Annotated in this window: 25 protein-coding genes, 1 tRNA gene and 1 pseudogene; 11 read left to right on the forward strand and 16 right to left on the reverse strand. The window is 68.9% G+C overall.

Annotation, left to right across the window (positions count from 1 at the left end):
* Positions 1-17: 17 nt before the first annotated feature.
* Positions 18-1,007 carry a helix-turn-helix transcriptional regulator gene (locus E1258_RS03215; protein ID WP_132396664.1) on the reverse strand — a complete coding sequence of 330 codons (990 nt, stop codon included), beginning with the start codon at positions 1,005-1,007 and terminating at the stop codon, positions 18-20.
* Between the two features lie 149 nt (positions 1,008-1,156).
* Here E1258_RS03215 and E1258_RS03220 point away from each other — a divergent pair, with 149 nt between their 5' ends.
* Positions 1,157-2,062 carry an oxidoreductase gene (locus tag E1258_RS03220; RefSeq protein ID WP_132396666.1) on the forward strand — a complete coding sequence of 302 codons (906 nt, stop codon included), beginning with the start codon at positions 1,157-1,159 and terminating at the stop codon, positions 2,060-2,062.
* A gap of 286 nt (positions 2,063-2,348) precedes the next feature.
* Here E1258_RS03220 and E1258_RS03225 read toward each other — a convergent pair whose 3' ends face one another.
* The 4 genes from E1258_RS03225 to E1258_RS03240 form a co-directional block, all read right to left on the reverse strand.
* Positions 2,349-2,837, reverse strand: a complete 489-nt coding sequence (locus E1258_RS03225) for a YcxB family protein (protein ID WP_132396668.1) — start codon at positions 2,835-2,837, stop codon at positions 2,349-2,351.
* A gap of 110 nt (positions 2,838-2,947) precedes the next feature.
* Positions 2,948-3,091 carry a DUF664 domain-containing protein gene (locus tag E1258_RS03230; RefSeq protein ID WP_243715149.1) on the reverse strand — a complete coding sequence of 48 codons (144 nt, stop codon included), beginning with the start codon at positions 3,089-3,091 and terminating at the stop codon, positions 2,948-2,950.
* Positions 3,092-3,271: 180 nt separating this feature from the next.
* Positions 3,272-3,892, reverse strand: coding sequence for a YdeI family protein (locus E1258_RS03235; RefSeq protein WP_132396670.1), 621 nt, complete (start codon positions 3,890-3,892; stop codon positions 3,272-3,274).
* A gap of 209 nt (positions 3,893-4,101) precedes the next feature.
* A complete protein-coding gene (locus E1258_RS03240; RefSeq protein ID WP_132396672.1) occupies positions 4,102-4,464 on the reverse strand; it encodes a helix-turn-helix domain-containing protein in 363 nt (120 codons plus the stop codon).
* Between the two features lie 96 nt (positions 4,465-4,560).
* Here E1258_RS03240 and E1258_RS03245 point away from each other — a divergent pair, with 96 nt between their 5' ends.
* A complete protein-coding gene (locus E1258_RS03245; RefSeq protein WP_132396674.1) occupies positions 4,561-5,442 on the forward strand; it encodes an NAD(P)-dependent oxidoreductase in 882 nt (293 codons plus the stop codon).
* A gap of 130 nt (positions 5,443-5,572) precedes the next feature.
* Here the strand turns inward: E1258_RS03245 and E1258_RS03250 are convergent, their stop codons facing one another.
* Both E1258_RS03250 and E1258_RS03260 read right to left on the reverse strand, forming a co-directional pair.
* On the reverse strand, positions 5,573-5,824 hold the full coding sequence (locus E1258_RS03250; protein ID WP_132396676.1) for a hypothetical protein: 252 nt from the start codon (positions 5,822-5,824) through the stop codon (positions 5,573-5,575).
* Positions 5,825-6,028: 204 nt separating this feature from the next.
* Positions 6,029-6,868, reverse strand: a complete 840-nt coding sequence (locus E1258_RS03260; RefSeq protein WP_132396678.1) for an SAM-dependent methyltransferase — start codon at positions 6,866-6,868, stop codon at positions 6,029-6,031.
* A gap of 767 nt (positions 6,869-7,635) precedes the next feature.
* Between E1258_RS03260 and E1258_RS03265 the strand changes: the two genes are divergently transcribed.
* Complete coding sequence (locus E1258_RS03265; protein WP_132396680.1) at positions 7,636-7,848, forward strand: hypothetical protein; 213 nt, start codon at positions 7,636-7,638, stop codon at positions 7,846-7,848.
* 319 nt (positions 7,849-8,167) lie between these two features.
* Positions 8,168-8,818: pseudogene (locus tag E1258_RS03270) on the forward strand (tyrosine-type recombinase/integrase); the annotation flags it as partial.
* A 137-nt stretch (positions 8,819-8,955) separates the two neighbouring features.
* On the opposite strand, the gene E1258_RS03275 reads toward E1258_RS03270, so the two are convergent.
* Both E1258_RS03275 and E1258_RS03280 read right to left on the reverse strand, forming a co-directional pair.
* On the reverse strand, positions 8,956-9,228 hold the full coding sequence (locus E1258_RS03275) for a hypothetical protein (RefSeq protein ID WP_132396682.1): 273 nt from the start codon (positions 9,226-9,228) through the stop codon (positions 8,956-8,958).
* 4 nt (positions 9,229-9,232) lie between these two features.
* Positions 9,233-9,607: a hypothetical protein gene (locus E1258_RS03280; protein ID WP_207919375.1), complete on the reverse strand. Its 375-nt coding sequence runs from the start codon at positions 9,605-9,607 to the stop codon at positions 9,233-9,235.
* 114 nt (positions 9,608-9,721) lie between these two features.
* Here E1258_RS03280 and E1258_RS03285 point away from each other — a divergent pair, with 114 nt between their 5' ends.
* Positions 9,722-11,140, forward strand: coding sequence for a helix-turn-helix domain-containing protein (locus E1258_RS03285; protein WP_132396718.1), 1,419 nt, complete (start codon positions 9,722-9,724; stop codon positions 11,138-11,140).
* A 3-nt stretch (positions 11,141-11,143) separates the two neighbouring features.
* Here E1258_RS03285 and E1258_RS03290 read toward each other — a convergent pair whose 3' ends face one another.
* From E1258_RS03290 to E1258_RS03305, 4 genes are all read right to left on the reverse strand, one after another.
* Positions 11,144-11,710: an NUDIX hydrolase gene (locus E1258_RS03290; RefSeq protein ID WP_132396686.1), complete on the reverse strand. Its 567-nt coding sequence runs from the start codon at positions 11,708-11,710 to the stop codon at positions 11,144-11,146.
* 239 nt (positions 11,711-11,949) lie between these two features.
* Positions 11,950-12,279 (reverse strand): hypothetical protein, encoded by a 330-nt coding sequence (locus E1258_RS03295; RefSeq protein WP_132396688.1) that lies wholly within the window; start codon positions 12,277-12,279, stop codon positions 11,950-11,952.
* Positions 12,280-12,314: 35 nt separating this feature from the next.
* On the reverse strand, positions 12,315-13,232 hold the full coding sequence (locus E1258_RS03300) for a hypothetical protein (RefSeq protein ID WP_132396690.1): 918 nt from the start codon (positions 13,230-13,232) through the stop codon (positions 12,315-12,317).
* Positions 13,233-13,609: 377 nt separating this feature from the next.
* Complete coding sequence (locus E1258_RS03305; RefSeq protein ID WP_132396692.1) at positions 13,610-14,203, reverse strand: TetR/AcrR family transcriptional regulator; 594 nt, start codon at positions 14,201-14,203, stop codon at positions 13,610-13,612.
* Between the two features lie 183 nt (positions 14,204-14,386).
* Here E1258_RS03305 and E1258_RS03310 point away from each other — a divergent pair, with 183 nt between their 5' ends.
* From E1258_RS03310 to E1258_RS03330, 5 genes are all read left to right on the forward strand, one after another.
* On the forward strand, positions 14,387-15,595 hold the full coding sequence (locus E1258_RS03310; protein WP_132396694.1) for a YbfB/YjiJ family MFS transporter: 1,209 nt from the start codon (positions 14,387-14,389) through the stop codon (positions 15,593-15,595).
* An 83-nt stretch (positions 15,596-15,678) separates the two neighbouring features.
* The gene (locus E1258_RS03315) at positions 15,679-16,353 is read left to right on the forward strand and encodes an alpha/beta fold hydrolase (RefSeq protein ID WP_165949616.1); all 675 of its coding nucleotides are present in this window, start codon (positions 15,679-15,681) and stop codon (positions 16,351-16,353) included.
* A 1,108-nt stretch (positions 16,354-17,461) separates the two neighbouring features.
* The gene (locus tag E1258_RS03320; protein ID WP_132396696.1) at positions 17,462-19,006 is read left to right on the forward strand and encodes a replication initiator; all 1,545 of its coding nucleotides are present in this window, start codon (positions 17,462-17,464) and stop codon (positions 19,004-19,006) included.
* On the forward strand, positions 19,003-19,200 hold the full coding sequence (locus E1258_RS03325) for an excisionase family DNA-binding protein (RefSeq protein ID WP_132396698.1): 198 nt from the start codon (positions 19,003-19,005) through the stop codon (positions 19,198-19,200). The genes E1258_RS03320 and E1258_RS03325 overlap by 4 nt, the downstream gene beginning before the upstream one ends.
* Positions 19,200-20,420, forward strand: a complete 1,221-nt coding sequence (locus E1258_RS03330; protein WP_132396700.1) for a site-specific integrase — start codon at positions 19,200-19,202, stop codon at positions 20,418-20,420. The genes E1258_RS03325 and E1258_RS03330 overlap by 1 nt, the downstream gene beginning before the upstream one ends.
* A gap of 78 nt (positions 20,421-20,498) precedes the next feature.
* On the opposite strand, the gene E1258_RS03335 is transcribed toward E1258_RS03330, so the two are convergent.
* Positions 20,499-20,570, reverse strand: a tRNA-Val gene (locus E1258_RS03335).
* Positions 20,571-20,620: 50 nt separating this feature from the next.
* Positions 20,621-21,196: a TIGR02611 family protein gene (locus tag E1258_RS03340; RefSeq protein WP_371688558.1), complete on the reverse strand. Its 576-nt coding sequence runs from the start codon at positions 21,194-21,196 to the stop codon at positions 20,621-20,623.
* Between the two features lie 274 nt (positions 21,197-21,470).
* Between E1258_RS03340 and E1258_RS03345 the strand changes: the two genes are divergently transcribed.
* Positions 21,471-21,902: an SsgA family sporulation/cell division regulator gene (locus E1258_RS03345; RefSeq protein WP_007075525.1), complete on the forward strand. Its 432-nt coding sequence runs from the start codon at positions 21,471-21,473 to the stop codon at positions 21,900-21,902.
* Between the two features lie 68 nt (positions 21,903-21,970).
* Here E1258_RS03345 and E1258_RS03350 read toward each other — a convergent pair whose 3' ends face one another.
* Entirely contained in the window at positions 21,971-22,747 is a 777-nt protein-coding gene (locus E1258_RS03350; protein ID WP_132396702.1) for a RhlG family 3-oxoacyl-ACP reductase, read from the reverse strand.
* Positions 22,748-22,945 lie beyond the last annotated feature (198 nt).

The following is a 22,945-nucleotide window of genomic DNA, read 5'->3' on the forward strand; positions in this document are numbered from 1 at the left end:
GGAGGCGGCGGAAGCCGCTACTCTGCTCGGGCTCGCCCGGTGGATTGATCTTCGCGACGGGCGGTCTCGCCGATGGGGCGGCGACCGTCGACTGCGCGGCGGCTTGTCGGCCGGCGCTCGTGGGTGGTATTCGACGGCTCCGCGTGCGGGGGCCGCCCGGTTGCGGGCGCGTGCAACGACGCCAGTAGTTGCAGCCGGTCCGCGTCGGCGCTGCCCGGCTCGGCGGTGAAGACCAGCATGACCGGGCCAGGGTTGCCGGGAAGTGGGTACGTGTCCCAGTACAGGACGATGTCGCCGACCTCGGGGACCTTGAAGGTCTTGGTACCGCTGACCGACTCGCGTACGTCGTGCCGGGCCCACAGCCGCCGAAACTCGGCGCTGCGGATGCTCAGCTCACCGACGATCGCGGTGGCGCGGGGGTGGGTGGGGTCGGTGGCGACGGCAGCGCGCATCATGCCGATGTAGTCCAGGACTTGGCGCTCCCAGTCCGGGCAGCTCCGTTCGCCGGTCAGCGTGTCGTCGAACATCAGCAGGAGCATGTTGAGCCGGTCGGGCGAATAGGCGTCCGGGTCGCCGAGTAGCGCCCTGGCCATCGGGTTCCAGGCGAGCAGGTCGAGGTGCCGGCCGAGCACGACCGCCGGGGTGTCCAGCACCCGCAGCAGCCGCCGGGTGCTGTCCGGCACCTGTTCCGGCCCGTGGTCCATCCGGACAGGGATCGGCCGGCGGGCGGCGTGGGCCAGGACGAACAGGTGCCGGCGTTCCTCGTCGTCGAGGCCGAGCGCGCCGGCGAGCGCGTCCAGGACGCCGTCGGACGGGCGTACCTCCCGGCCCTGCTCCATCCGCTGGTAGTAGTCGGTGCTCAGCCCGGCCAGCAGGGCCAGCTCCTCGCGCCGCAGCCCGGTGACCTTGCGCCGGCCGCCCGGCTCCAGACCGACGTCGCGCGGACGCAGCCGGCTGCGCCGGGCGCGCAGGAAATCGCCGAGTTCGCGAGCGTATGGATGGCTCATGCCGCAAGTGTGCCGCGGCCCGGACCGCCGACGGTAGGTCCGGCAAACCTAGGCAACCGAGAACGACCGAGCCGGCTCGCGTTCCCCCTAGCGTCGGCGGTCTACCGCACCGATGCGGTCCACCGCACCGACACTTCCAGGAGCAGCAGATGACCGGATGGACCAGCGACCGAATCCCCGACCAGCACGGCCGGATCGCTGTCGTGACCGGCGCGAACTCGGGCCTCGGCCTGGTCACCGCCACCGAGCTGGCCCACCACGGCGCGCACGTCGTACTCGCCGTCCGCAACACCGCCGCAGGCGAGGAGGCCGCCCGCCGGATCGGCGGCGACGTAGAGGTACGCGAGCTGGACCTGGCCTCCCTCGCCTCCGTACAGGCCTTCGCGGCGAAGCTGGCCGCCGATCACCTGGCAATCGACGTGCTGATCAACAATGCCGGCGCGGTGCTGCTCGGCCCACGCCGAACCTCCGCCGACGGCTTCGAGCTGCAGCTCGCCACCAACATGCTGGGCCACTTCGCGCTGACCGGCCTGCTGCTCGGCAACCTGGCGGCGGCGCGGGAAGCCCGCGTGGTCAGTCTCAGCTCGCTCGTCCACAAGAGCGCGCACCTCGACTTCGACGACCTGATGTTCGAGCGTGACTACCGGGCGGCCACCGCCTACCGCCGGTCCAAGCTCGCCACCACTGTCTTCGGCATCGAACTGGACCGCCGTCTGCGCGCCGCCGGATCGCCGATCGTCAGCGCGCTGGCCCACCCCGGTCTCACCCGCACCAACCTGGCTCCGCGCGCCTTCGGGCACCGTGGCCGGTCCGGGCAGGCGATCGCATGGCTCGGCCTGGTGGTCACCCAGTCGGTGAAGCAGGGCGCGCTGCCGCAGTTGCGCGCCGCAACCGATCCCGGCGTACGGGGCGGCCAGTTCTTCGGGCCGTCCAGGCTATGGGAGACGCGGGGCCCGGTCACCGAGGCCCAACTCAGCCACGAGGCCGCCGATCCGGCAGTTGGCAAGCGACTCTGGGCGGCGGCCGAGAAGCTGACCGGCGTCCGCTATCTCTGAAACCGGCGGTCACCCGCCGGCCGGCCACGATCCGCAGCGTCTCCACCGCTGGAGAAGGATGGCCGGCGTGCAGCTTCCGCCCTTGATCGGGCCGAGTCGGCGTCGCTGAGCTGGTCGAACACCGCCAACCATTCGGTTCGGGACGGAGAATCGGGTCAGGCTCGGCGTCCGCCCAGTCCGGCGCCCACCCGCCGTCGGCACCGCTCATCGACACGTCCGCGCGTCGCCACCTGTCAGCCGGCTGCGCTCCACGACGCTCGGTCTGCGGCAGATGAGTTCTCCGAAGCTAAAGCAGCCCGCGATCGGCCATATAGGCCCGCAACGTCTCGGCGTCCTCGGCGGACATCAAGCCACGTGGGATCACGGTCGCCGGCACCCGGCCGACGTACACGATCCAGAACTCAGGGGTGTCCCTTACCTGGTCGACCCCGTCCCAGGCGATGCCACCGGACTCCGAGCCGCTGCGCATCATGATGTTGTCGTCGGTGATGTCATAGGCGCCCTCGACAGCGTAGCGACTGGAGCGCCGCCGGGCCCGCCACCGCACCCACGGCGAGTACAGCATCGACAGCAGACCACCCACGACAATCGCCATCCACAGCGACGAGATCTGCTCGCCCCGTGCGAGCCCGCGCGAGACGGCGAACCCGATCGCCCCGACCACCACCAGCGACACGCCGATATAGCCGTACTTACGCAGCCGAACACTGCTGAGCGCAACGGCCACGCGGCCGGGGTAGCCAGGATCGGCGGGGACGTCAAAACGGATGTGCACGCCAGAACGATAGTGCCCCGCGCACGCCCTGGGCAGCGCCTGACTCCGCCCCGCTGGCCGGATCGTCGAGGCACCGTTGTCAGAGCGGCTGATGAGCGGACATCCGCGTGCTACTCGTTGATGAGCTGCTCTCGCAGAATGTCTGCGTGCCCACAGTGCTGGGCGAGCTCGCGCAGCACGTGAAGGTACACCCAGCGCAGCGGAATCGGGCCTCGCGGGTTGCCGTGAAGGATGTCGTCCAGATCCAGGGACACGTCGCACGGCGTGATGCTTCGCCCGGATGTGGGAAGACGAGCGAGATGGCCCCGTACGAACACGGCAACGAGCGGAGGGCCAAGAAGCATCCCCGCAACCGGCACCGGTAGAGCGCCCTACCGGCAGCTACTTGTTCAATTGGAGCTACGACCCGCGCCCGGCCAGGTGAGTGCGTTTGATCATGAAGATGTCGATGACGGCGAGTTCGGGGGTTTGGCCTTCTGTGGGTAGATCGTCTCGTGGCGGGCCAGCATGGCGACGAACTCGCCGATCTTCCGCTCGCGGGTTCGCGGCCGTTTGACGGCATTGACGCGGTAGATGAGAGCGAACCGATTGGTTTTGGTGAGTACGTCGAACATGGCCTGGGCGGCGGGGTCGGCGGCGATGGCGGCGAGGAGGTCGGCCGGCACCTCGGCTTCCGACGGCGGGGCGTAGGCGGCTGCCCACCGCCCGTCCGCCTTCGCGGCTTCCACCGCAGCGCGGCCCGGGGGCTGCATTCGCCCCTGCGCCTGTAGCCGGGCCACGTTGGCGACGTTGCGTTGCGACCAGGAACTGCTGGGCCTGCGCGGGGTGAACCGGATCCAGGAGGATTCCTGATCCCGTTTACGGGCCTGCCCATCGATCCAACCGAAACACAGGGCCTCGTCGACGGCCTGCTGCCAGGTCAGCGAGGTGACTGTGCCGCCCTTCTTGGTCAGGGCGAGCCAGACACCGGGCGACGTGGCGTGGTTGGCCGACAACCACGCGCGCAGCGCGTCGGCGTCCGCGACGATCAACTCATCCAGCTCGGCACTCGCCATGACGGCAGGCTAGCCGCTGCCCCATGGCCGGGCCACTGCCTGTCGGCCCAACCGACTCGCCGGCTGCCGGCACGCCGGTCGCTCGGCGGACCGTCGGGCTCCTGCGCGCCCGCAAAGCACAACTCGAACTCGACTTGGACCAGCGACCCACCGACTCCACGCCGGCCAAGGTGTCCACAACACTGTGACCAGCACTTCTATCAAATTCCCTAGCCCGCCTTCCCCTCCAGCCCTCGAGCGATCGGCCGCTCGCGTCCCCAGGCGGCCAGCGGCTGGAGTGCGTCGTTGAGGCGCATGCCGTCCTCGGTCAGCGAGTACTCGACGCGGGGCGGCACCTCGTCGTAGGAGACGCGGTGCACGACGCCGTCCGCCTCCATCTCACGTAGGTGAGAGGCCAGTACCTTTTCGGTGATCCCCGGCAGCAGTCGACGCAGTTCGCCGAAGCGGCGGTAGGGGTCCTCATGGAGTGCCCAGAGGATCAGAACCTTCCACTTGCCGCCGATCACCTCCATCGCGGTGTCGATCCCGCAGACGTGTCCGTCTGGTGCGCCCGGCCGGTTCAGCGTCGTCATGCCCCACTCTCCCGACGTGCTCGCTCACCCCGGGGTAAGTACCCACTCCGAAGTGCGTACTTGATCACCTCCGGGCCTGCGGCCAGCCTAATCGGCATGGCACAGAACGCTGTTGAGAAGACTCCCGTCACGCTGCTGGGCCTCGGTGCGATGGGCACCGCACTGGCTCGTACCTGGCTTGCCGCCGGCCACCCGCTCACCGTCTGGAATCGCACCCCGGCCCGCGCCGCAGCGCTCTCCGCCGAGGGGGCGAGGGTCGCGGACAGCGCCGATGAGGCTGTCGCGGCGAACGCCCTGGTCGTCGTCTGTCTATTGGACGACGCCTCGGTCGAGGAGGTGCTTGCCGGCACCGACCTGGCCGACAAGGATCTGGTCAACCTGACCACTAGCACCCCTGCCCACTCCCGCGCCCGTGCCGAGTGGGCCCGCGAGCGCGGCGCCCGCTACCTGGACGGCGGGATCATGGCTGTCCCTCCGATGATCGGCGTTTCAAAGGCCGGCGGCTACGTCTTCTACAGCGGCTCACGAGAGCTGTTCGAGCGGCACCAGGAAACGCTGGGCATCCCGGCCGGCACTACCTACGTCGGCCAGGACGCGGGCTTCGCGGCCCTGCACGACGTGGCTCTGCTCAGCGCCATGTACGGAATGTTCGCCGGGGCAGCGCATGCCTTCGCCCTGATCCGCAAGGAGGACATCGACCCCGCGTCGCTGGCCCCGCTGCTCGCCGACTGGCTCGTCACGATGGCCCCGGCAGTTCACCAGACCGCCGACCAGCTGCGGAGCGGCGACTACACCAAGGGTGTCGTCTCCAACCTCGCCATGCAGGTGGCCGGCACGCAGACCTTCCTGAGCACCGCCGAACAGCAGGGGGTCAGCCCGGAACTGCTCAGCCCCTACTTCGAGCTGATGCGCCGCCGCCTGGCCGAGGGCAGCGGCGAGGAGGACCTGACGGGCGTAATCGACCTGCTGGTGCGCTGACCGGCCACTTGTCGGCCAGCGGCGACCGTGCTGGTCACAGCCCGCACGAGTAGCTGTGACCAGCACTTCCACCACACGCTCTAGTCGTCGGCGCCTGGTGATGCTGACGGCGTAGTCGTCCTATGGAGTCTTAAGCGGTGCGGGGTTCGCTGCCCCACACGTCAGCTATCACCAGTCGATGTCGGCGACGGGTTCCGGCCGAGGCGATCAACGTCACGATCATTGTGTAGGCACCGAGCAGAGCGAACCCGGCCCACCAGGGAAGCGGGAAGTATCCGGTGGACGGCACGTAGTGCGCGGTTGCCTGCGGGTACTCGGTCGTTGTCTGCTCGACGGCGAACTGGACCCGGTCCGCCGAACCGCCGTCCGCGACGGGCGACAACTCTACCTCTCTGTGAAGGAGTTTGCCGTGCTGGAGGCACTGCTACGGACGAGCCGACGGTGACACGATCCACTGCGCATCAGCCAGGTCCGACGGATACCGCCGTTGTCGCTTTACGGCCTACTCATCGAGGCAGCCCACCTCGCGGGCCAGCTACGCCGTGTGGGACCTACTTCCAAACATTGCCTTGGGGAAAGACGAAGGTTAAGGCTTGCGACCCAAGCCGCCCGCGATGATCTTCCCGGCGAAGCTCATCGGGTCAGGTACGACGTCGTTCGGATCCGGACGCCAGAGCGGGTTGTAGACAACACCCGGCTCCAGCAACTCCATTCCGGCGAAGAAACCGCGGACCTCGTCGAAGCTCCGGAACCGTCCACTGCCCAGGCCGCCGAGCATCACCCGCTCGATCTCGGCGGTTTCCTCGCCGCCGTCGATGAAGTGGGTAATAAATATGAAGCTGCCCGAGGGGACCGCGTCCCGATAACGTGCAACCAGCTCGCCGGGGCGTTGCGAGTCATCAAGGTGGTGGAGTACGGCGACCATCAGCAGCCCGACCGGCCGGTCGAAGTCGATCAGAGCACATAGATCGCGGTTGTTCAGCACCGCGTCGGGTTCGCAGAGGTCGGCGGTGATCACCGTGGTGTTCTTGTTGTCTGCCAGCAACGCGCGGCCATGGACCAGCACCATCGGGTCATTGTCGACGTAGACCACCTTGGATTGCGGATTTACGCTCTGCGCGACCTCGTGGGTGTTCTGCACCGTCGGCAGGCCGGCACCGAGGTCGATGAACTGATCGATGCCCTGGCTGACCATGTGCCGGACGGCCCGACCCAGGACAGCCCGGTTGTAAAGCCCCACGTCGACCCCGCCGGGAGTCAGTTTCATGAGCTTGTCGGCGATGTCCCGATCGACGGCGAAGTTGTCCTTGCCGCCCAGAAGGGCGTCGTAGACCCGTGCCACGCTCGGCACCGTGGGATCCACACCGACCGGCTTTGTGCGCGTCGGCCGCTGAGCTTGGTCGAAGGGTTCGGCGATGCGATCCACTGTGAACTCCCGGTCAACAGGATACTAAAGGAGCACAGTGTATCCGGCCTGCCCAAGCCGCCCACCCGGCCCCTGCAGATCTCGCCCGAGTGGGCAGAGCGCGGCGACCGAACCCGGCCGGCAGGCTCCCGGCGAGGTCCACTACGTCGCGCGGGCTCGTGGCCGCGCGGCCCGACTGTCGGCCCCGCACCCACCGGGAAACGCCTGCCGTCATGCTGCGCACCGGGCTTCCCACCCTCCACGCCAACCTCAGAACGTATTGCGGGGCCGGAGTCGAAGCGCCAGTGGAGCGACGGTCGCGCGCCCTGGCGGCGGCGCGAACGACCCGTCAAGGGCCGCGTGTCGGTACCCGGTGCACTTTGGCGCTCGTCGAGCACGTCAGCGCGGTCTTCCTGCCAAATCGCTGGACTCGGCTCCGGAGTTGCTGAGCGGCCTTTCTGCCGCTGATGCGGGCCGCGCCCCGCCGGCGCGGTCGGTGGCCAATAGCCACGCTTCCACCCTCCGACGTCAGCCGCTCTCCCGGCAGTACCAGGAGACACCACGGACACCACCGACAGACACCGCTCCGGCGACCCGTGGCAGTTCGTCGCCCGCCCCCGCCACCCGCCTTGAGGCGAATTCATGTTCACCCTGCACCGCGCCATCCTCGCCGCCGGCCAGCCTCCCGCTAAGCGCTACCTCTCGCGGTGCGACGGCCGCCAGTCAGTTGGCCACCCAGGCTGGCTGGCGGGCTCGGACCCTGGCGGGTATGCCGTAGCGCCGATGGCATGGCAGCTCTGGTGGTGTCTCTCGCGGCGTTCGTGGTGTTACTGATCGCGGCGTTCATCTTTGTTGGTCGGCGAGACCGCAAGCGGCTGTCCTCACATGAGGATTCGGTTGCGGCGCGCGATGCTGCGTCCGCCCAGGCGCGATACGCGGCAAAGCGTCATGGCGCGCAGGGTGAGGTGTGGCGAAGCGGGCAAACCTCTAGCAGCATGTGAGCAGCAGCCTTCCTGGGCCGAGCAAGCGAACACCTCGGTGTGGACGTCAATCGTGCAAGCCCTCAAGCCTCAGCCGCCGCCATCTGATGCCGTACCGCATGGCCCGGGCGCGAGCAGAGAACACCCCCGCGTGCGTGGGGAACAAAGGCACCTTGCAGCCCACTGTGGACGCGGCCACGGTGCCGAGCCTGGACGCTGTGCGGTAGGCACGGAAAGACGGCGTCGAGGGGGGCTTCACCATAGTGCTGAAGGAGCGGCTGACGGAAATGGGCGTCGTACCGATGGAGCACCGCCGCCGTCAGCGGAGGCAGCGACTCACGGGCGACTCATGATCTTGGCTACCCTCGACCAAGCCAAAGCGATCCTTGCCGCCGCCGAATACAGCCGCCTTTACGCCTACGTCGTGCTGTCCCTGCTGACTGGAGCAGGCACCGAGGAACTGCGGGCCCTCACCTGGGATCACGTCGACCTGGACGGCCGGCCCGACGATGATCCCCCGCTACCGCCGTCTATCGCGGTATGGCACTCGGTCCGGGCCGGTGGCGACACCAAGACCAGGAAGTCACGGCGCACTCTCGCACTGCCGCTCCGGTGCGTGGTCGCACTGCGGCGGCACCGGGCGCGACCGCGCCAAGACCGGGAGAAGGCTGGCAAGGACTGGCAGTCCCGGAACCTCGTGTTCGCCAGTTCGACCGGCAACGCCCTGGACGCCGCGAACGTCCGGCGAGCGTTCCGGCGCGTCGCCGCTAAGGCCGGACTGACCGCCGCCGACTGGACGCCCCGGGAACTGCGACACAATTTCGTGTCGGTGTTGTCGAGTAGCGGCGTGAGCCTGGAAGACATCGCAGACCTGTGCGGGCACTCCGGCACCACGGTCACGGAGAAGGTCTACCGGCACCAACTCCGGCCCGTGCTGCTCAGTGGCGCGGTCGCCATGGATCGCATCTTCGCGCTGACCCCGGACCGTTAGTCACTCAGTTAGGTACTCAGGACGCGAAAGAGGGCACATCCATCGATTGGATGTGCCCTCTGACCTGGTGGGCGATACTGGGATCGAACCAGTGACCTCTTCGGTGTGAACTCGCGGCAGGCTGGCCGGATCGGGTGTCATCCGAGGTCATCTGGTGTGCTGGGGTCGGCTCGGGTCGGGTTCGGTGGGCTGGGTTGCTGTACTTCGCTGCTGTACTGCTCGTCGACGAGGAACCGCCCGAAGTGAGCGCGTCGCTGTAGCCAGTGCTGGCGGTCGTCGCAGGGGTGGGGCCGGCCGCACCGGCACAGGGTCAGGGCCGATTCGGCGTGCTTGGTCAGCAGGATGTCCGCGTGGGCAACCTGTGCCCTGGCGTACTCGCGGAAGGCCGCCGAGGTGTAGAGGGCTCCCACCCGGTCACCGCCTCGGCCTGGGGGCGTGGCGACGGTGCCAGAGGGCTTCGGCGACGGCGTCGACGGGGTCGATGTCCCCGGCCGCCAGGCGCTCGCGGGTGACGGCGATCCAAGGCGGTGAAGCGGGGGTGGCCTGACCGCAGGCGGTTCGCATTCCCTGCTGGGCGAGCTGGGCCAGCCGGCAGGGGTCGCGTTGGTTCTCGTGCCAGCAGCCGGCGACCACGCAGAAGCCGAAGCTGTCGGGTCGGTGGGCCTCCCAGAGGGCGCGGGCCAGTCGCCACAGCAGGCGGTGCTGGCATTCGGCGGGTGGTTCCACGGGCGGGTTGTCGACATCGAAGGACATGCGCCGACCATCCCGCCCGGCGGCGGCCGGTTCCATGGCCAGCGGTCATGTCACGGTGACATGGGACGGCTCGACCAGCACGAACGGTCGCCCTAGGCTGTCGACCTGAACACCTTGAGTAGTCGCAACGCGACGCTGGGAGCTGCCGTGCTGCCCGATCCGCTCGATCCCCTTCGGATTCCGAAGGATGCGTGGTCGCGCGGCGAGGTGCTGACCGTGCTGGCCGCCCGCGACATCGGCGGCCTGTTCCGCTGGATCACGAGTCTCACCGGGGCGAGCCAGAGCCGGATCGGGGCTGCCGTGGGGCTGGAACAGGGCTACGTCAGCCGGATCATGGCCGGACGCAAGGTCACCTCGATCGACGTCCTCGAACGGATCGCCGACGGCTGCCGGATGCCCGACCAGGCGCGTACCACGATGGGCCTGGCACCCAGACAGGCCACACCATTAACCGACCCTGAACGGCGCGTTCCCGGCGAGCCGCCGTTACAGCGGACCTGGCGCGACGACGTACGCAGTGCCGCAGAGCTTTGGCGAGGTGACGTGAACCGTCGAGACGTGCTCCGGCAGGTGGCCTTCAGCTCCGCCGGCTACACCCTGCCGGCGCTGCGCTGGTTCACCGCCCCCGACCCGGCCCCGGTCACGCAACCCGGACGCAACACGGTCGGTCAACCGGAGATTGACACCATCCGCGCGATGACCGCGACCTACCGCCAGCTCGACAACCAGTACGGCGGCGGGCACGCCCGCGACACCGTCGCCCGCTACCTCCACCAGGAGGTGACCCCACTACTCACCGACGGCCGCTACGACCACCCCACCGGCCAACGGCTGCTCAGCGCCGCCGCCGAACTGGCCCAACTCGCCGGCTGGCAGGCGTACGACACCGCCGAACACGGCATCGCCCAGCGATACCTGACCCTCGCCCTGGACTTCGCCCACGCCGCCGGAGACGACGGCCTCGGCGCGGAGATCCTCGCCGCGATGAGCCACCAGGCCACCTACCTCGGCCACACCGCCACCGGCCTCGACCTCGCCCGCGCCGCCGGACAGACCGCCCGCCGCGCAGGGATCCCCGTCCTGACCGCCGAAGCCCACGTCATGGAAGCCCACGCCCTGGCCAAGGCCAACGACGAACGGGCCTGCGCCGCCGCCCTGCACCAGGCGGAGCAAGCCCTCGACCGGGCCGACCGCAGTGCCGACCCGCAATGGCTCAGCTACTTCGACGAGGCGTACCTGTCGGCCAAGTTCGGCCACTGCTTCCACGCCCTCGGCCGCAACACCCACGCCGAACGCTTCGCCGCCCGATCCCTGCGCATGGACAACCGCTACGTACGCGGCAAAGCCTTCAACCTCGCCCTGCTCGCCAGCGTCCACGCCCAACAGGGCGAACCAGACCGGGCCTGCGCCATCGGCGCGGAAGCCCTGACCCTGACCACCCAGCTCCGCTCGGCCAGAGCCGTCCGCTACCTCCGCGACCTGCAAGCCCAGCTCACCCCGCACCGGCGGCTGCCCGCCGTCCGACACTTCACCGCCCGCGTTGACGCCACCCTCGGCCGGCGACGCTGACCGTCACAGCTCTCCCCGGGCCTTACGCGCGACCAGCTCCAGCACCGCAATCACCGTGCCAGCACCGACGATCTCCCCCCGCGACACCAGCTCGTACGCCTCGTCGAGGGGGATCCAGGCGACCTGCTCTGCCTCGTTCACGTCCACGGGCGCGCCGATGTGCTCGGCATGCCGGGCCAGGAAGAGCAGGTTCTCGGCGTCGGCAGTGCCGACCCAGGGTTGGAAGGACAGCAACGGCTCCACTGCCTGGGGCCGCCAGCCGGTCTCTTCCTCGACCTCCCGTACCGCACACGCCGCCGGGTGCTCCTCGTGGTCAACGTAGCCTCCGGGCAGCTCCCACACCCACCGGTCGAACACGAACCGGTGCCGCCGCATCAACAACAGGCATTCCTGGTCGTCGAGTACGGCGACCATGGCCGACCGGGGAGCCCGGATCACGTACTGCTCGAAGCGCACTCCGTCGGGCAACTCCACCTCGGCAATGCTCAGCCGCGCCCGCCGGGTGTCGTCCACGACCCGCTCGCCGTGGATGGTCCACCGGGTCAACTCCGTCGCCTGCTCCTCCACCACCCCGCCAGTATCCGCGTCGAACCCCTGCGCGTGAGACGGCCCTACTGCTACTGGACGCACCAACCCGGGCCTACCCAGCCACCCGACCTCTCGCTTGTAAGTTCTAGGCGCTCCGTCCGGGCGCGTCCGCGCACGTCTCTGACGTCGGGCGCTGATCCGTAGCCCTCCGTCGCTGGCCCCTGACGTCCGACCCTGTTGCTGTCACCGTTGCTGTCGACAGCAAGCAGGGCCATCGCCGCTTAGCGCTGGTCGGCAATCGACACTTGCTGCCCAAGGAACTCGCGGAGGAGCCGGCAGAGGTTCGAGATGGCGCGCTTGTGGTCGTCATCGCTGACAAGGCCGTCCTCGTTGGAACCGTCACCGAAGGTCTCCGAAAGCACCAAAGACCAGAAGGCAAGGCTGCTGCCATGGTGGCGGGCGGACATCCACTGCTGGAATGCCGCCAGCTCGCCCTGGCCACGCCCGAGGTCAAATCCCGTCAGCATCGAGAACGCGCGTTCGTACCTCGGCCGACCGACGTAGAGACCTAGCCGTTTCTCCACATGCCAAAGGAACTCCTCCCAGCCCACCGGCGGCACTATACTCCCCGATCTTGCAATAGTATCTACTGCTCCGTTTCCCTTGCCGACGTTGACTGCTGAGGTCCCTCGCCAGTCGCCTTGCTGGCGACAGAATCGCGCCTCTGCTCGACGTCTTGCGCTGAGGAGGGCGGCGGGTCCGGCATCCGCTCTTGCTTGGGCGATTCGGCTTGGCTGGGCGGAGCTGGCGTTATTTCGGCATCCGCAACCTCCGACCCTTCCGCAGCTACTGCCGCCGCCGGAAGCATCTTCTTGTGCAGTTCGGCAGCGCTGCGCCGCCTCCGTTCGAATTCATTCCTCAGTCGCGCGTCCTTGCGATCCCCGCTGCGCGCATACACAGAAAGCCCCCCACCACCACGCTCGCCCCACTTCTTAACGGCATCCTTGATTTCACGGAGCGCCTTAGCTGAGTGGTGAGGTCCGTAGATTGCGAGCCATTGACTGTTTTTGTAGACGGACCAATCGAGAGCGGCTACAGTGGGCTCCATTTTCCGCCCGCGAGCGTCCTTGTACTCAACCTTCACCACATGCTCATCGGGTAGGTTAGTGCGTTTGCGGTTCAAGCCGGAGTCCCAGAACGTTCGCCATTCCTGTTGCGGAACCAAGATCGGCAGCGCCTTGAAGAGTCCCACATCCTCGGTATCGGCACCTTGACCGGTGCTCCTCTTCAAAGTGGGCTGGGCATAGATGCGAACGTCGCGCGCTGCCGTTGTCCCGAAATTCTTGATGACGAGGTCAAGGAATTGCATGTCCGCCTGGCTGTGCTCCATGTAGGCCACCACGTATGGTTGAGCCTGCTCCTCGCGGAGTCGCCGCGCCTCTCGCACCTGCCGCAAGGCAGCAATGCTTGCAACAAGCGCAATCGCCGTTGTCGTCCAGCCCGCGCCAGCGGCCCACGCATCTGGATTGGTTTTGGAAATCCAGTCCCACAGTTGGGCGATCATAAACTACTCCCTGCAACTCATCCACAGGCGACGCCACATCGTATGCGCTCAACGCTCTGGAACGATCAGGGGACCCAAGCCGCCTGAGCTGCCAACGCGATTTGGCCAGGCCGAAGCCGCCGACGGCCAGAGCGGTAGTCCCTCACGATCAACCTCCGGCAGCCTGGTGGCGACCTGGACCCTGACCTCGTCGACCCCTTGACCCCCAGGCAACGATCACGGGGCTCTAAGCTGCTGCATCACGGGGCCTGAACTGCCGGCAACGGTCCTCGCCCGTCCACGCTCGTCCACTGGTGTCCGTCGCGATCGTCACCCAATTAGTCACCCGGCAGAAGCGGCGGACGTAGGAGCGGACCGGAGGAGATTTCAACCCCGCGTCAACATTCGAGGCTGGTTCGGGCCGACAGTAGGGTGAGGGCGGCACGGCGAGCGTGGTCGCCGGCGCCGACTGCAGAGTGATGTGCGGCGACGACCGTTGCACCCTCCACCAGGATGAGCAACTGCCTCCCTAGGAGGTGCGGATCGGCGGCGCCGGCGCGGCTGGCGATGCCGGTCAGGAGTTCGAGGTAGCGGCCCAGGTGACGCGCGGTGATGGCACGTACTGCCTCGACATGGTGCTGGGCGGCAGCGTTCAGCATCGCGCAGCCGCGGAAGACGGGCTCGTCGTACCACTGCCCAAGTGCGTCGAACACCGCGCTGAGCTGGTCGGCGGGGTCTTGTCCGGCCGCCGCGACGGCACTGGCCAGCCAGCTCATCACCCGGTCGCTGCGCACCTCCAGCACGGCTTCCACGAGCGCGTCCTTGGTGCCGAAATGCCGGTAGAGCGTCTCCTTAGATATTCCGATCCGGGCGCATAGTTCGGCGACACCGATGCCGTCGAGCCCACGCTCGTACAGGACCGGGGTGGCCGCTTCGAGGATGGTGGCGCGGGTGCGCTCCGGATCGATCGTGGAGCCCTTGGCGACTGGCATGACACAGATGGTACCGATCGGTTCGATCAACTGCTAGCATCCGAGATCGAACCGATCGGTTTGACCATTGGAGCCCGCCATGCCAGACCTACCCCTCATCGGCCCCCGCAGCGATCGGGGCACTGCGGCTGCCTGGCCCGTCCCGTCCAGCGGCTGCCGTGCGACGTCCCAAACCCAGGACCAATGAGGTCACCGGTCCTGCGCCAGGGGGTACGGCAGGCGGCGCGACTGGCTCTGGGCACCGCCTCGGCCCTCGGTCTCGCGCGCTTCGCCTACGGACTGCTTCTGCCGGCCATGCGTGACGACCTCCACTGGACTCTGGCCGAAGCCGGGGCCATGGGCACCGCCAACGGGCTCGGCTACCTCGTCGGCGCACTGGCGACCGCCCCCGTCGTCCACCGCTTGGGCGCCGCCGCCGCTTTTCGATGGGGTATGGCCCTCACTGCGGTGGCGCTGGCCACAACTGCGGCCGGCGATGACTACCTGGCGCTACTGACCGCGCGAGCCGCGGCCGGAGCGGCGGGGGCAGTGGTGTTCATCACCGGCGGCGTGATCGCATCGCGCATCGCCGCCCGAGTCGCCTCCGGCGTGCCCATAACCGTCTACTTCGCGGGCACCGGGTTGGGCATCGTCTTCAGCGGCGCGACGATCCCAGCGCTAGGGGATCGCTGGCGCCTCGCCTGGGTCGGCCTGGGTGTCGCCGCCGCTGTGGCGACGCTGGTCAGCTGGACCGCCGCGCATACGGAGCGGGACGCGACGGACTCTACCGCCGGACGGGCACGTTTGCGCCCGCTGTGGGGAACCGCCCTGGCCTACCTGCTGTTCGCCGCCGGATACATCACCTACATCACCTTTCTGTCGGCCTATCTTGCCGACCGGCGCACCCCAATCGTGCAGGTGGTGGCCATCTGGACGGCGCTGGGTTTGGCTGTGGTGGCGGCACCCGCTCTGTGTAGCCGTCCGACCACCCACTGGCCCGGCACCCGGGCCCTGGCCACATTGCTCGGCGTCCTGGCTGGTGGAGCAGCACTGGCGCTAGCGGCGCCCGCACCGCCGGTCATCCTCGCCTCCGCGATCGCCTACGGGGCCACGTTCATGAGCGTTCCCGCCGCCGTCACCGCGCTCATCCGGGCCAATACCCCGCCCACCGACTGGACCGCCACACTGGCGGCCTTCACCACGCTGTTCGCGGTCGGTCAGACGGCTGGCCCCTGGATCGCCGGCATCGTCGCCGATCACACCTCGACCGACGCTACCCTGGCGTGGACCGCGATCCTGTGCGCCGTGGCGGCCCTGATCGCCGCCACCGCAGGCCGTTCCCGTCTCTCCACCGCGACCACGGTGCGCGACCCGGTGCCATCGAGACAGGTGCCTGAGGCCAGGGTCCAGTGATCTCGCATCCGAAGTCCCACGCGGCCAGCGGCAGCTCGGCCGCGTCCGAGTAACAGAGTCAAGCAACGACAAGGAGCACGATCGTGGCAACGTTTGTCCTCATCCCCGGCATGTGTCATGGCGGCTGGTCCTTTGGAGAACTCACTGAACAACTCCGCGCCGATGGGCATCGCGTCTACCCAGTGACATTGACCGGGATCAGCGAACGCAGCCATCTCCTGCACTCCGGAGTGAACCTCGAAATGCACATCCAGGACGTGACCGGCGTACTCGCGGCCGAGAACATCCAGGATGCGGTGCTAGTTGGCCACAGCTACGGGGGAATGGTGATCACGGCGGTCGCCGACCGCATGCCCGAACGGGTGGACTCTCTGGCGTACCTGGACGCCGTGGTGCCTGCGAACGGCGACTCCTGCTGGGCCCTGGTCTCCGACCAGGAGCGGCGATGGTACCTAGACGTCGTGGAGAACGGCTACGGTGTGCGGCCTTTGCCGTTCTTCGACGCACGGGCCACGCCTCACCCGCTCGCCTCATTGCTTCAGCCGCTACAGCTAACCAGCGACCTTGCGCACATCCGGCGCAGGGTCTACGTGTACGCAGCCGGGTGGGACGGCGAGTCACCGTTCACCCCCTTCTACCACCGGCTGCGTGAGGACCCCTCCTGGACGACGTACGCACTGGACAGTCGGCACAACCTCATGCGGGACGCGCCAAAGGACCTGTTGAAGATCTTGCGAGAGGTCGTTGAACCGCGCTGATCATTGAGGAGCCGGACGGCCAAGATTCGCAGAGCTGACGCTAGTACGTCACACTCGCGATTCGGCTGCCATCCCGTATGCCGTCGACCCGCCCCGCTGGGGAGCGGGCCGCCGCCCGGCCCGCCACGTCAAGCGGACCTTGACGGCTCGTACGGGCGCTGGCGGGTCGGGCGGTGGTCTGCTCGGCTTGCACGGGTCGATGGCAGGCGGGATGGCCTACCGCAACCACCCACCGACCGCGACCCGCCGACGGAGCCCCGGCCATCCTGGAGCCGGAGCGCCCCCGCCGGAGGCGCCCTAATCGCAACCCCGCGACCGCCGCCAGCTCGCCGACGCGGCCGGCGTGCGCTCCCTTACGCCGCGCGGGCACGTGGCCGCGCGGCCCGGCCGCTGCCGGCCCACCCCCACTCGCCCTGTCGTTCTGCGGCGGCCCCCGGGCTTCCCGCTGTCCGCGCCAGCCGCCGGGCATCAGGCGTGACGGCCGCAGAGCGACAGCGGCAGCGGCCGGCGCGCGCCCAGGCGGCGGCGCGTGCGGCCCCTTGCGGGCCGCACTTGATAGACGTACAGAAAGTTCTCCCACATTGGCCGGTAGCCGGTCCGGCCCCGCTCGGCACCGAGGTTCACGACGGGTTGACGAGTCGGTACCCGGTGCTACTCTGGCGGTCGTCGAGCACGCCAGTGCGGCCTTCCTGCCGGATCGCTGGACTCGACCACGGAGAGCTGAGCGGTCTTCCTGCTGCTGATGCGGGCCAAATCCCGCCGGTTCTCGATCACCTTGGCCGCGATGTCGGTCCCGGAATCCGCTGAGTGGCCCAGCACGGCCTTCCCGCCGTCACGATGGCCCGGATTCGCTCTCCTCGACGGGTGGGGCTCGCCTGCGGCAACCCGCCGGATGCCGACCTTCAGGCACCCCACCCGTCCCGGCCTCACCCAGGCCCAGAAACTGGAAGATCCACGTCCCCAACGGCGGTCAGCCACATCCGCCCTCCGGCGTCAGCCGCCCTTCCAGGCGGTGCCAGGAGACACCACGAACACCACCGACGGACAGCGTTCCGACAACCGGTGGCGGTTCGTCGCCCGTCCCTGCCACCCGCCCTGAGGAGAGACCGTGTCCACCCTGCACCGTCCCGGCGTCGCCACCGGTCGTGCCGCCCAGGCCCTGCATCGGGCCACCACCCTTGACTACTTCGGCTGGCTCGAACACACTCGAACCGCTGGCGGTTGTGCCCGTCCGATCCGGCTGACCGGAACCATGACCGCCGTCGACCGGGACACCGGACGGGTCCTAACCGAGCAGCACACCGATGAGTTGCCCGATCGGGTGCTCTACAAGGCGTGCGGCAACCGGCGTGCCGCCCAGTGCCCGGACTGCTCCTGGGTCTACGCCGGTGACGCCTTCCAGGTCGTCCGCTGCGGTCTCACCGGCGGCAAGACCGTCCCCGCCTCGGTGGCCCGGCATCCGGTCGTCTTCGCTACCTTCACCGCGCCGTCGTTCGGCGCGGTCCACCACCGGCACGTACCCCGGCACACCTGTGCCGACCGGCGGCGCTGCGACTGCCGACCGGCTCCCTGCCATGCCCGCCGTGATGCTGTCGCCTGCCCGCACGGGCGGCCCGGGGCCTGTTTCGTCCGTCACGACTCCGCCGATCCGCAGCTCGGTCGGCCGCTCTGCCTGGACTGCTACGACCACGATTACCAGGTCGTCTGGAACGTCTTCGCGGGTGAGCTGTGGCGACGCACCAAGCAGGCCGTCGAGCGGTACCTTGCCGTCCTCTGCCGCCGACGCGGTGTCCCGAAGGTCGAGGTCGTCACCGACTCCGGCCGGGTTCGGCGGGTGCCGCCGGTGCGGGTGTCGCACGGGAAGGTCGCCGAGATGCAGCGCCGGGGCGCGGTGCACTTCCACGTCCTGTTGCGCCTCGACGGGGCCGATCCCGACGACCGGCAGGCCCTGGTCCCGCCACCGGCCGGGATCACCGTGGACGACCTCGTTGCCGCCGTGCACGCCGCCGCCGGGCAGATCACCTTCGCTACCCCGCCGCATCCCGACCGGCCGCAGGGTTGGTCGATCGGCTGGGGCGAGCAGGTCGACGTGCGCCGCATCGGCACCGGCGACGGGGACGTGACCGACGCCAGGGTAGCCGCCTACCTGGCCAAATACGCCACCAAGGCCACCGAGGCCACGGGCCACTGCTCCACCCGGCTCACCCCGGACACCGTCGACGCCTACGCCGATCCGGAAGGCGACCACCTGGCCCGGCTCATCGACGCCTGCTGGCGACTCGGCCGTCCCATCCGGCAGCGCACCAGCGACACCGCCGCCCATGCCGAGGACCGTCAAGGCGACCTTGACAGCGGATCGCACGCCTATGCCGGGCTGCGTCGGTGGGCGCACATGCTCGGCTACGGCGGTCATTTCCTCACCAAGGCCCGCCGGTACTCGGTCAGCTTCGGGCTGCTCCGCGACACCCGCGCCGCCTACCGTCGCGCCGATGAGGGCTCCGTCACTGTCGGCACCCTGGCCTTCGTCGGCTCAGGGTGGCTGACCGACAGGGACGCCCTGCTCGCCAACACCGCCGCCGCCCAGTACCGGGAACGCAGCCGCGTCGGCCGGGAGGAACTCGCCCACGAGATGTGGTCGGGGGTGGCGGCATGACCCGACCTCTCACTCCGCGCTGGTACTCCCCTGCTGAGGTCGCCGTTTTGCTCGGCTTCGGCATCTCCAAGGTCAAGATGAAGATCGCCACCGGTGAGCTGCGCTCCATCAAGGACGGCAAGTATCGCCGCATCCTGCCCGAATGGGTCGACGACTACATCCGCGAACAGGTCGAACGGCAGGAGGCCGCCTGATGCCCGCCCGTGCCCGCGCCAACGGGGAAGGCTCGATCTTCCCGTACCGCAACGGCTTCGCCGCGTACGTCTGGGTCACCAAGCCCGACGGCAGGCGCACCCGCAAGTACGTCTACGGCAAGACCCGGGAGGCCGTCCACGACAAGTGGATCAAGCTGCACCAGCAGGCGAAGCAGGGGCCGGTGGCGACCAGCGTCCCGACGGTCGGCGGCTTCCTCACCTACTGGCTGACCGAGATCGTCCAGCCGAACCGGGCACCGCTGCCGTACGCCACCTACGAGACGTTCGTCCGGCGCTACATCGCCCCCAGCCTCGGGTCCAAGCGGCTCGACCGGCTCCAGCCCCGGGACGTGCAGACCTGGCTCAACCAGGTGGCCCGTACCTGCCAGTGCTGCGCCCAGGGCAAGGACGCCGCCCGCCGGACGGAGAAGCGTCGGTGCTGCGCGGTGGGCCGCTGTTGCCAGGCCGCCCCGTCGCCCCGGACGGTCAGCGACATCCGGGCCGCGCTGCGGGCCGCCCTCACCCACGCCCAGGCCGAAGACCTCATCACCCGGAATCCGGCCGTGCCGGTCACCCTGGCCACGGTCCGCCGCCGACGGGGCAGGTCCTGGTCGAGCGACGAGGCCCGTCGGTTCCTCGAATCGGCCCGCGCCGACGAAGACCCCCTCTGCGCCGCGTACGCCCTGGTCCTCGTCACCGGCCTGCGCAAGGGCGAAGCCCTCGGTCTGACCTGGGCGGACGTCGACCTCGACGCCGGTGAGCTGACCATCGGCCGGCAACTGCAACGGGTACGCGGGCAACTCCTGCACCGCGACACCAAGACCCAGGCGTCCGACGCCACGCTGCCCCTGCCCGACATCTGCGTGGCCGCACTGAAGCTGCGACGCGTACAACGCGACGAGGCACGGGCGACCGCCGGGAAGGCGTGGCACGAGAACGACCTCGCATTCACCACCCGCTACGGCACGCCCATCGAGCCGCGCAACTTCCAGCGTTCCTGGCAAACGCGGTGTGACCGGGCGGGCGTCCGGCCGATCAACATTCACGACGCCCGCCGGACCTGTGCCACCCTCCTGGCCGACCTCGACGTGCATCCACGGGTTGCCATGCAGATCCTTCGGCACGCCCGGTTCTCGGTGACGATGGAGATCTACACCCAGGTCTCGTCCACGGCGACCCGGGAGGCCCTCAAGCGCCTCGGTGAGTCACTCGGGCACTGACGAGAACTGCTGTACTTCGCTGCTGTACGGGTAGCAAAAAGGCCACTCCCATCAATGGGAAGTGGCCTTTGACCTGCGTGGGCGATACTGGGATCGAACCAGTGACCTCTTCGGTGTGAACGAAGCGCTCTCCCGCTGAGCTAATCGCCCTCAGCGCCGATGACTCTACCTGATCGAGGGACCGGACCGCGAATCCGGGGTCAGTGGGTCGCGAGGTAGTGCAACAGCCTCGCCACCAGGTCGATGCCGAGGCTGTACTTGAGCGACAACCAGACCACCGTGGCGACGAAGACGAGGCCCACGGAGCCGAGGACGAGCCGCACCGGCAGGGACCGACTGGCGACCCACCTGGTCCAGGCGTGCACGTGCCGGCGGGTGAAACCGAGTAGCCGGCGGGCCCAGTGGAACTCCACGGCCCAGATGCCCAGCCCGGCGATGACCAGCAGCCAGCCGGGGCCGGGTAGCGGGATGAGCGCGATACCGACGGTGACGACGATCGCACCGGTGACGGAGATGAATATCTTGAGGGTGACCCGGCCCGTGGGGTTGGCGCGGATCAGGTCGAGGGTGGTGCCGATCCGTTGCCGTAGGCGCCCGCCGCGCCGTTCGGCGAGCGCCGTCCCTCCCCCGGTCGCCACGTCGCGGGGCCCCTCCGGCCCGCGCCGGCCATGCTGTTCCTTCGGCACTGCGTACCCCCGCCTTTCGGCTGCCCGCACCCCGCCGTTCGGGTCTCCGGGCCGGGCCATGGCATCCACTGAGGATCGCTTCGTGGTCATTTCGTCCTCCAGTGTCGCTCCGGCCCGTCACTCCATCGGACCACTGGACGTTACCGGAGTAAGTCGACGTCTGAACTACCCCGATACCGGGCGGGATCAAGCAATGGGCAAAACCGGATATCGTACAAGAATTTTCACATTCTAGCGGCGTTTCCGACCCCCTTCCCACCACAGGGTGAAGTCAGCGTATGGCGGAGCGTAGCCAGAGGTAGCACCTGAGTATGGGGAAAGCGGGACATGCGCGTTCCGCAGCGGTGCCGGGGGGAGAACGTCCATGAGTGTCATCCGACCGACGACCGTAGAGGTCGAGACGTCGCTAAGGCTCGTCGCGCCTGACGCCACCGCCTTGCCGGTGCGTGCCAGCCTGCGTTACGACCCTGCTGACCCGTATGCGGTCCATGTCCTGTTCCATGCCGAATCGGCCGGCGGCGAGGCGGTGAGCTGGTCGTTCGCCCGCGAGCTGCTGGTCACCGGCCTCGACGAGCCGGCCGGCATCGGCGACGTGCGGGTCTGGCCGTGGGCCACCCCGCGCGGCGACTTCGTCGCGCTGGCGCTGTCGTCCCCGGACGGCAATGCCCTGTTCGAGGTGCCGCGCAGCGTCCTGGTGCGTTTCCTGCGGCGGACCTACGTCGTCGTGCCGCGCGGCCGGGAGGCCGACCATCTGGACGTCGACACGGCGGTGACCCGGCTGCTCGCCGGCCGCTGACCACACCCGGGCCCGCGCGGATCTGCCGAGTCCGCGCGGCCCGGGTGCCATCCGTCAGGGGTACGCGTTCAGCCGTGCGTCGTGATCCCGCCGTCGACCGGGATCACCGCGCCGGTCAGATACGCCCCGGCCCGGGACGACAGGTAGATGGCGGCGCCCGCCATGTCCTCGGGGCGCCCGATGCGCCCCAGCGGCACCTGCTGCTCGATGGCCGCGCGCGGCTGCGGGTCGTCCAGCGCGAAGGCCATCATCTTGCTCTCGAACGGCCCCGGCGCGATCGCGTTCACGGTGATGTGCTCGCCGGCGAGCTGGTGAGCGAGGCTGCGGGTGAGCATATGCACGGCCGCCTTGGTCGCCGAGTACGCGTAGACCTCCAGGTACGGCACCCGGATTCCGTCGACCGAGCCGATGTTGATCACGCGGGCCGGGTCGTCGGCGCTGGCCGCCGCCCGCAACGTGGGCAGCAGGGCGGTGGTGAGCCGGAAGACGGCCTTGACGTTGACCGCCCAGAGCTTGTCGAAAGCGCTCTCCGGATACGCCTCGAGCGGCGCGCCCCAGGTCGCCCCCGCGTTGTTGACCAGCACGTCGAGCCGGTCGGTGCGCTCCCGCACAGCCTGGGCCAACCCGAGCGCGCCCTCGTCGCGGCCGAGGTCGGCCGGGATCGCCTCGCAGCGGCCCTCGGCGGACAGTTCCTTCGCCACCGCCTCGCACACGTCCGCCTTGCGGGACGAGATGATCACCTGTGCGCCGGCCCGCACGAAGCCTCGGGCGATCATCAGCCCGATCCCCCGCGATCCGCCGGTGACCAGGACCGTCTTGCCTTCGACCGAGAACAGATCCGTCATGCCCATCCCCTCGCTGCTCGGCGGTCCGCCGGTGGTCCGCCGAACCCAGGCGCTACCGATCGGTAACGTAGCCCGCCCGCCGCACCCCGACAAGCCACCGGGCCGACCGGGGAGAGGCGGAAGGCGGGAACGGCCGAGGGAAGCAGGAAGGGGCCGGGCGCGGCGGGACCGGGAACTCGCCGGGATGCGACCGTCCCG

The organism is Micromonospora sp. KC207, assembly GCF_004348615.1.
In the GTDB taxonomy this organism is placed as follows: Bacteria; Actinomycetota; Actinomycetes; order Mycobacteriales; family Micromonosporaceae; genus Micromonospora.

Coding starts and splice junctions, on each gene's coding strand:
- E1258_RS03325 (WP_132396698.1), top strand. CDS start 19,003: ATGACCCGACCTCTCACTCCGCGCTGGTACTCCCCTGCTGAGGTCGCC.
- E1258_RS03265 (WP_132396680.1), top strand. CDS start 7,636: ATGGCAGCTCTGGTGGTGTCTCTCGCGGCGTTCGTGGTGTTACTGATC.
- E1258_RS03280 (WP_207919375.1), bottom strand. CDS start 9,607: ATGGAACCGGCCGCCGCCGGGCGGGATGGTCGGCGCATGTCCTTCGAT.
- E1258_RS03215 (WP_132396664.1), bottom strand. CDS start 1,007: ATGAGCCATCCATACGCTCGCGAACTCGGCGATTTCCTGCGCGCCCGG.
- E1258_RS03310 (WP_132396694.1), top strand. CDS start 14,387: ATGAGGTCACCGGTCCTGCGCCAGGGGGTACGGCAGGCGGCGCGACTG.
- E1258_RS03330 (WP_132396700.1), top strand. CDS start 19,200: ATGCCCGCCCGTGCCCGCGCCAACGGGGAAGGCTCGATCTTCCCGTAC.
- E1258_RS03240 (WP_132396672.1), bottom strand. CDS start 4,464: ATGACGACGCTGAACCGGCCGGGCGCACCAGACGGACACGTCTGCGGG.
- E1258_RS03305 (WP_132396692.1), bottom strand. CDS start 14,203: ATGCCAGTCGCCAAGGGCTCCACGATCGATCCGGAGCGCACCCGCGCC.
- E1258_RS03220 (WP_132396666.1), top strand. CDS start 1,157: ATGACCGGATGGACCAGCGACCGAATCCCCGACCAGCACGGCCGGATC.
- E1258_RS03300 (WP_132396690.1), bottom strand. CDS start 13,232: ATGATCGCCCAACTGTGGGACTGGATTTCCAAAACCAATCCAGATGCG.
- E1258_RS03245 (WP_132396674.1), top strand. CDS start 4,561: ATGGCACAGAACGCTGTTGAGAAGACTCCCGTCACGCTGCTGGGCCTC.
- E1258_RS03235 (WP_132396670.1), bottom strand. CDS start 3,892: ATGGCGAGTGCCGAGCTGGATGAGTTGATCGTCGCGGACGCCGACGCG.
- E1258_RS03350 (WP_132396702.1), bottom strand. CDS start 22,747: ATGACGGATCTGTTCTCGGTCGAAGGCAAGACGGTCCTGGTCACCGGC.
- E1258_RS03340 (WP_371688558.1), bottom strand. CDS start 21,196: ATGACCACGAAGCGATCCTCAGTGGATGCCATGGCCCGGCCCGGAGAC.
- E1258_RS03345 (WP_007075525.1), top strand. CDS start 21,471: ATGAGTGTCATCCGACCGACGACCGTAGAGGTCGAGACGTCGCTAAGG.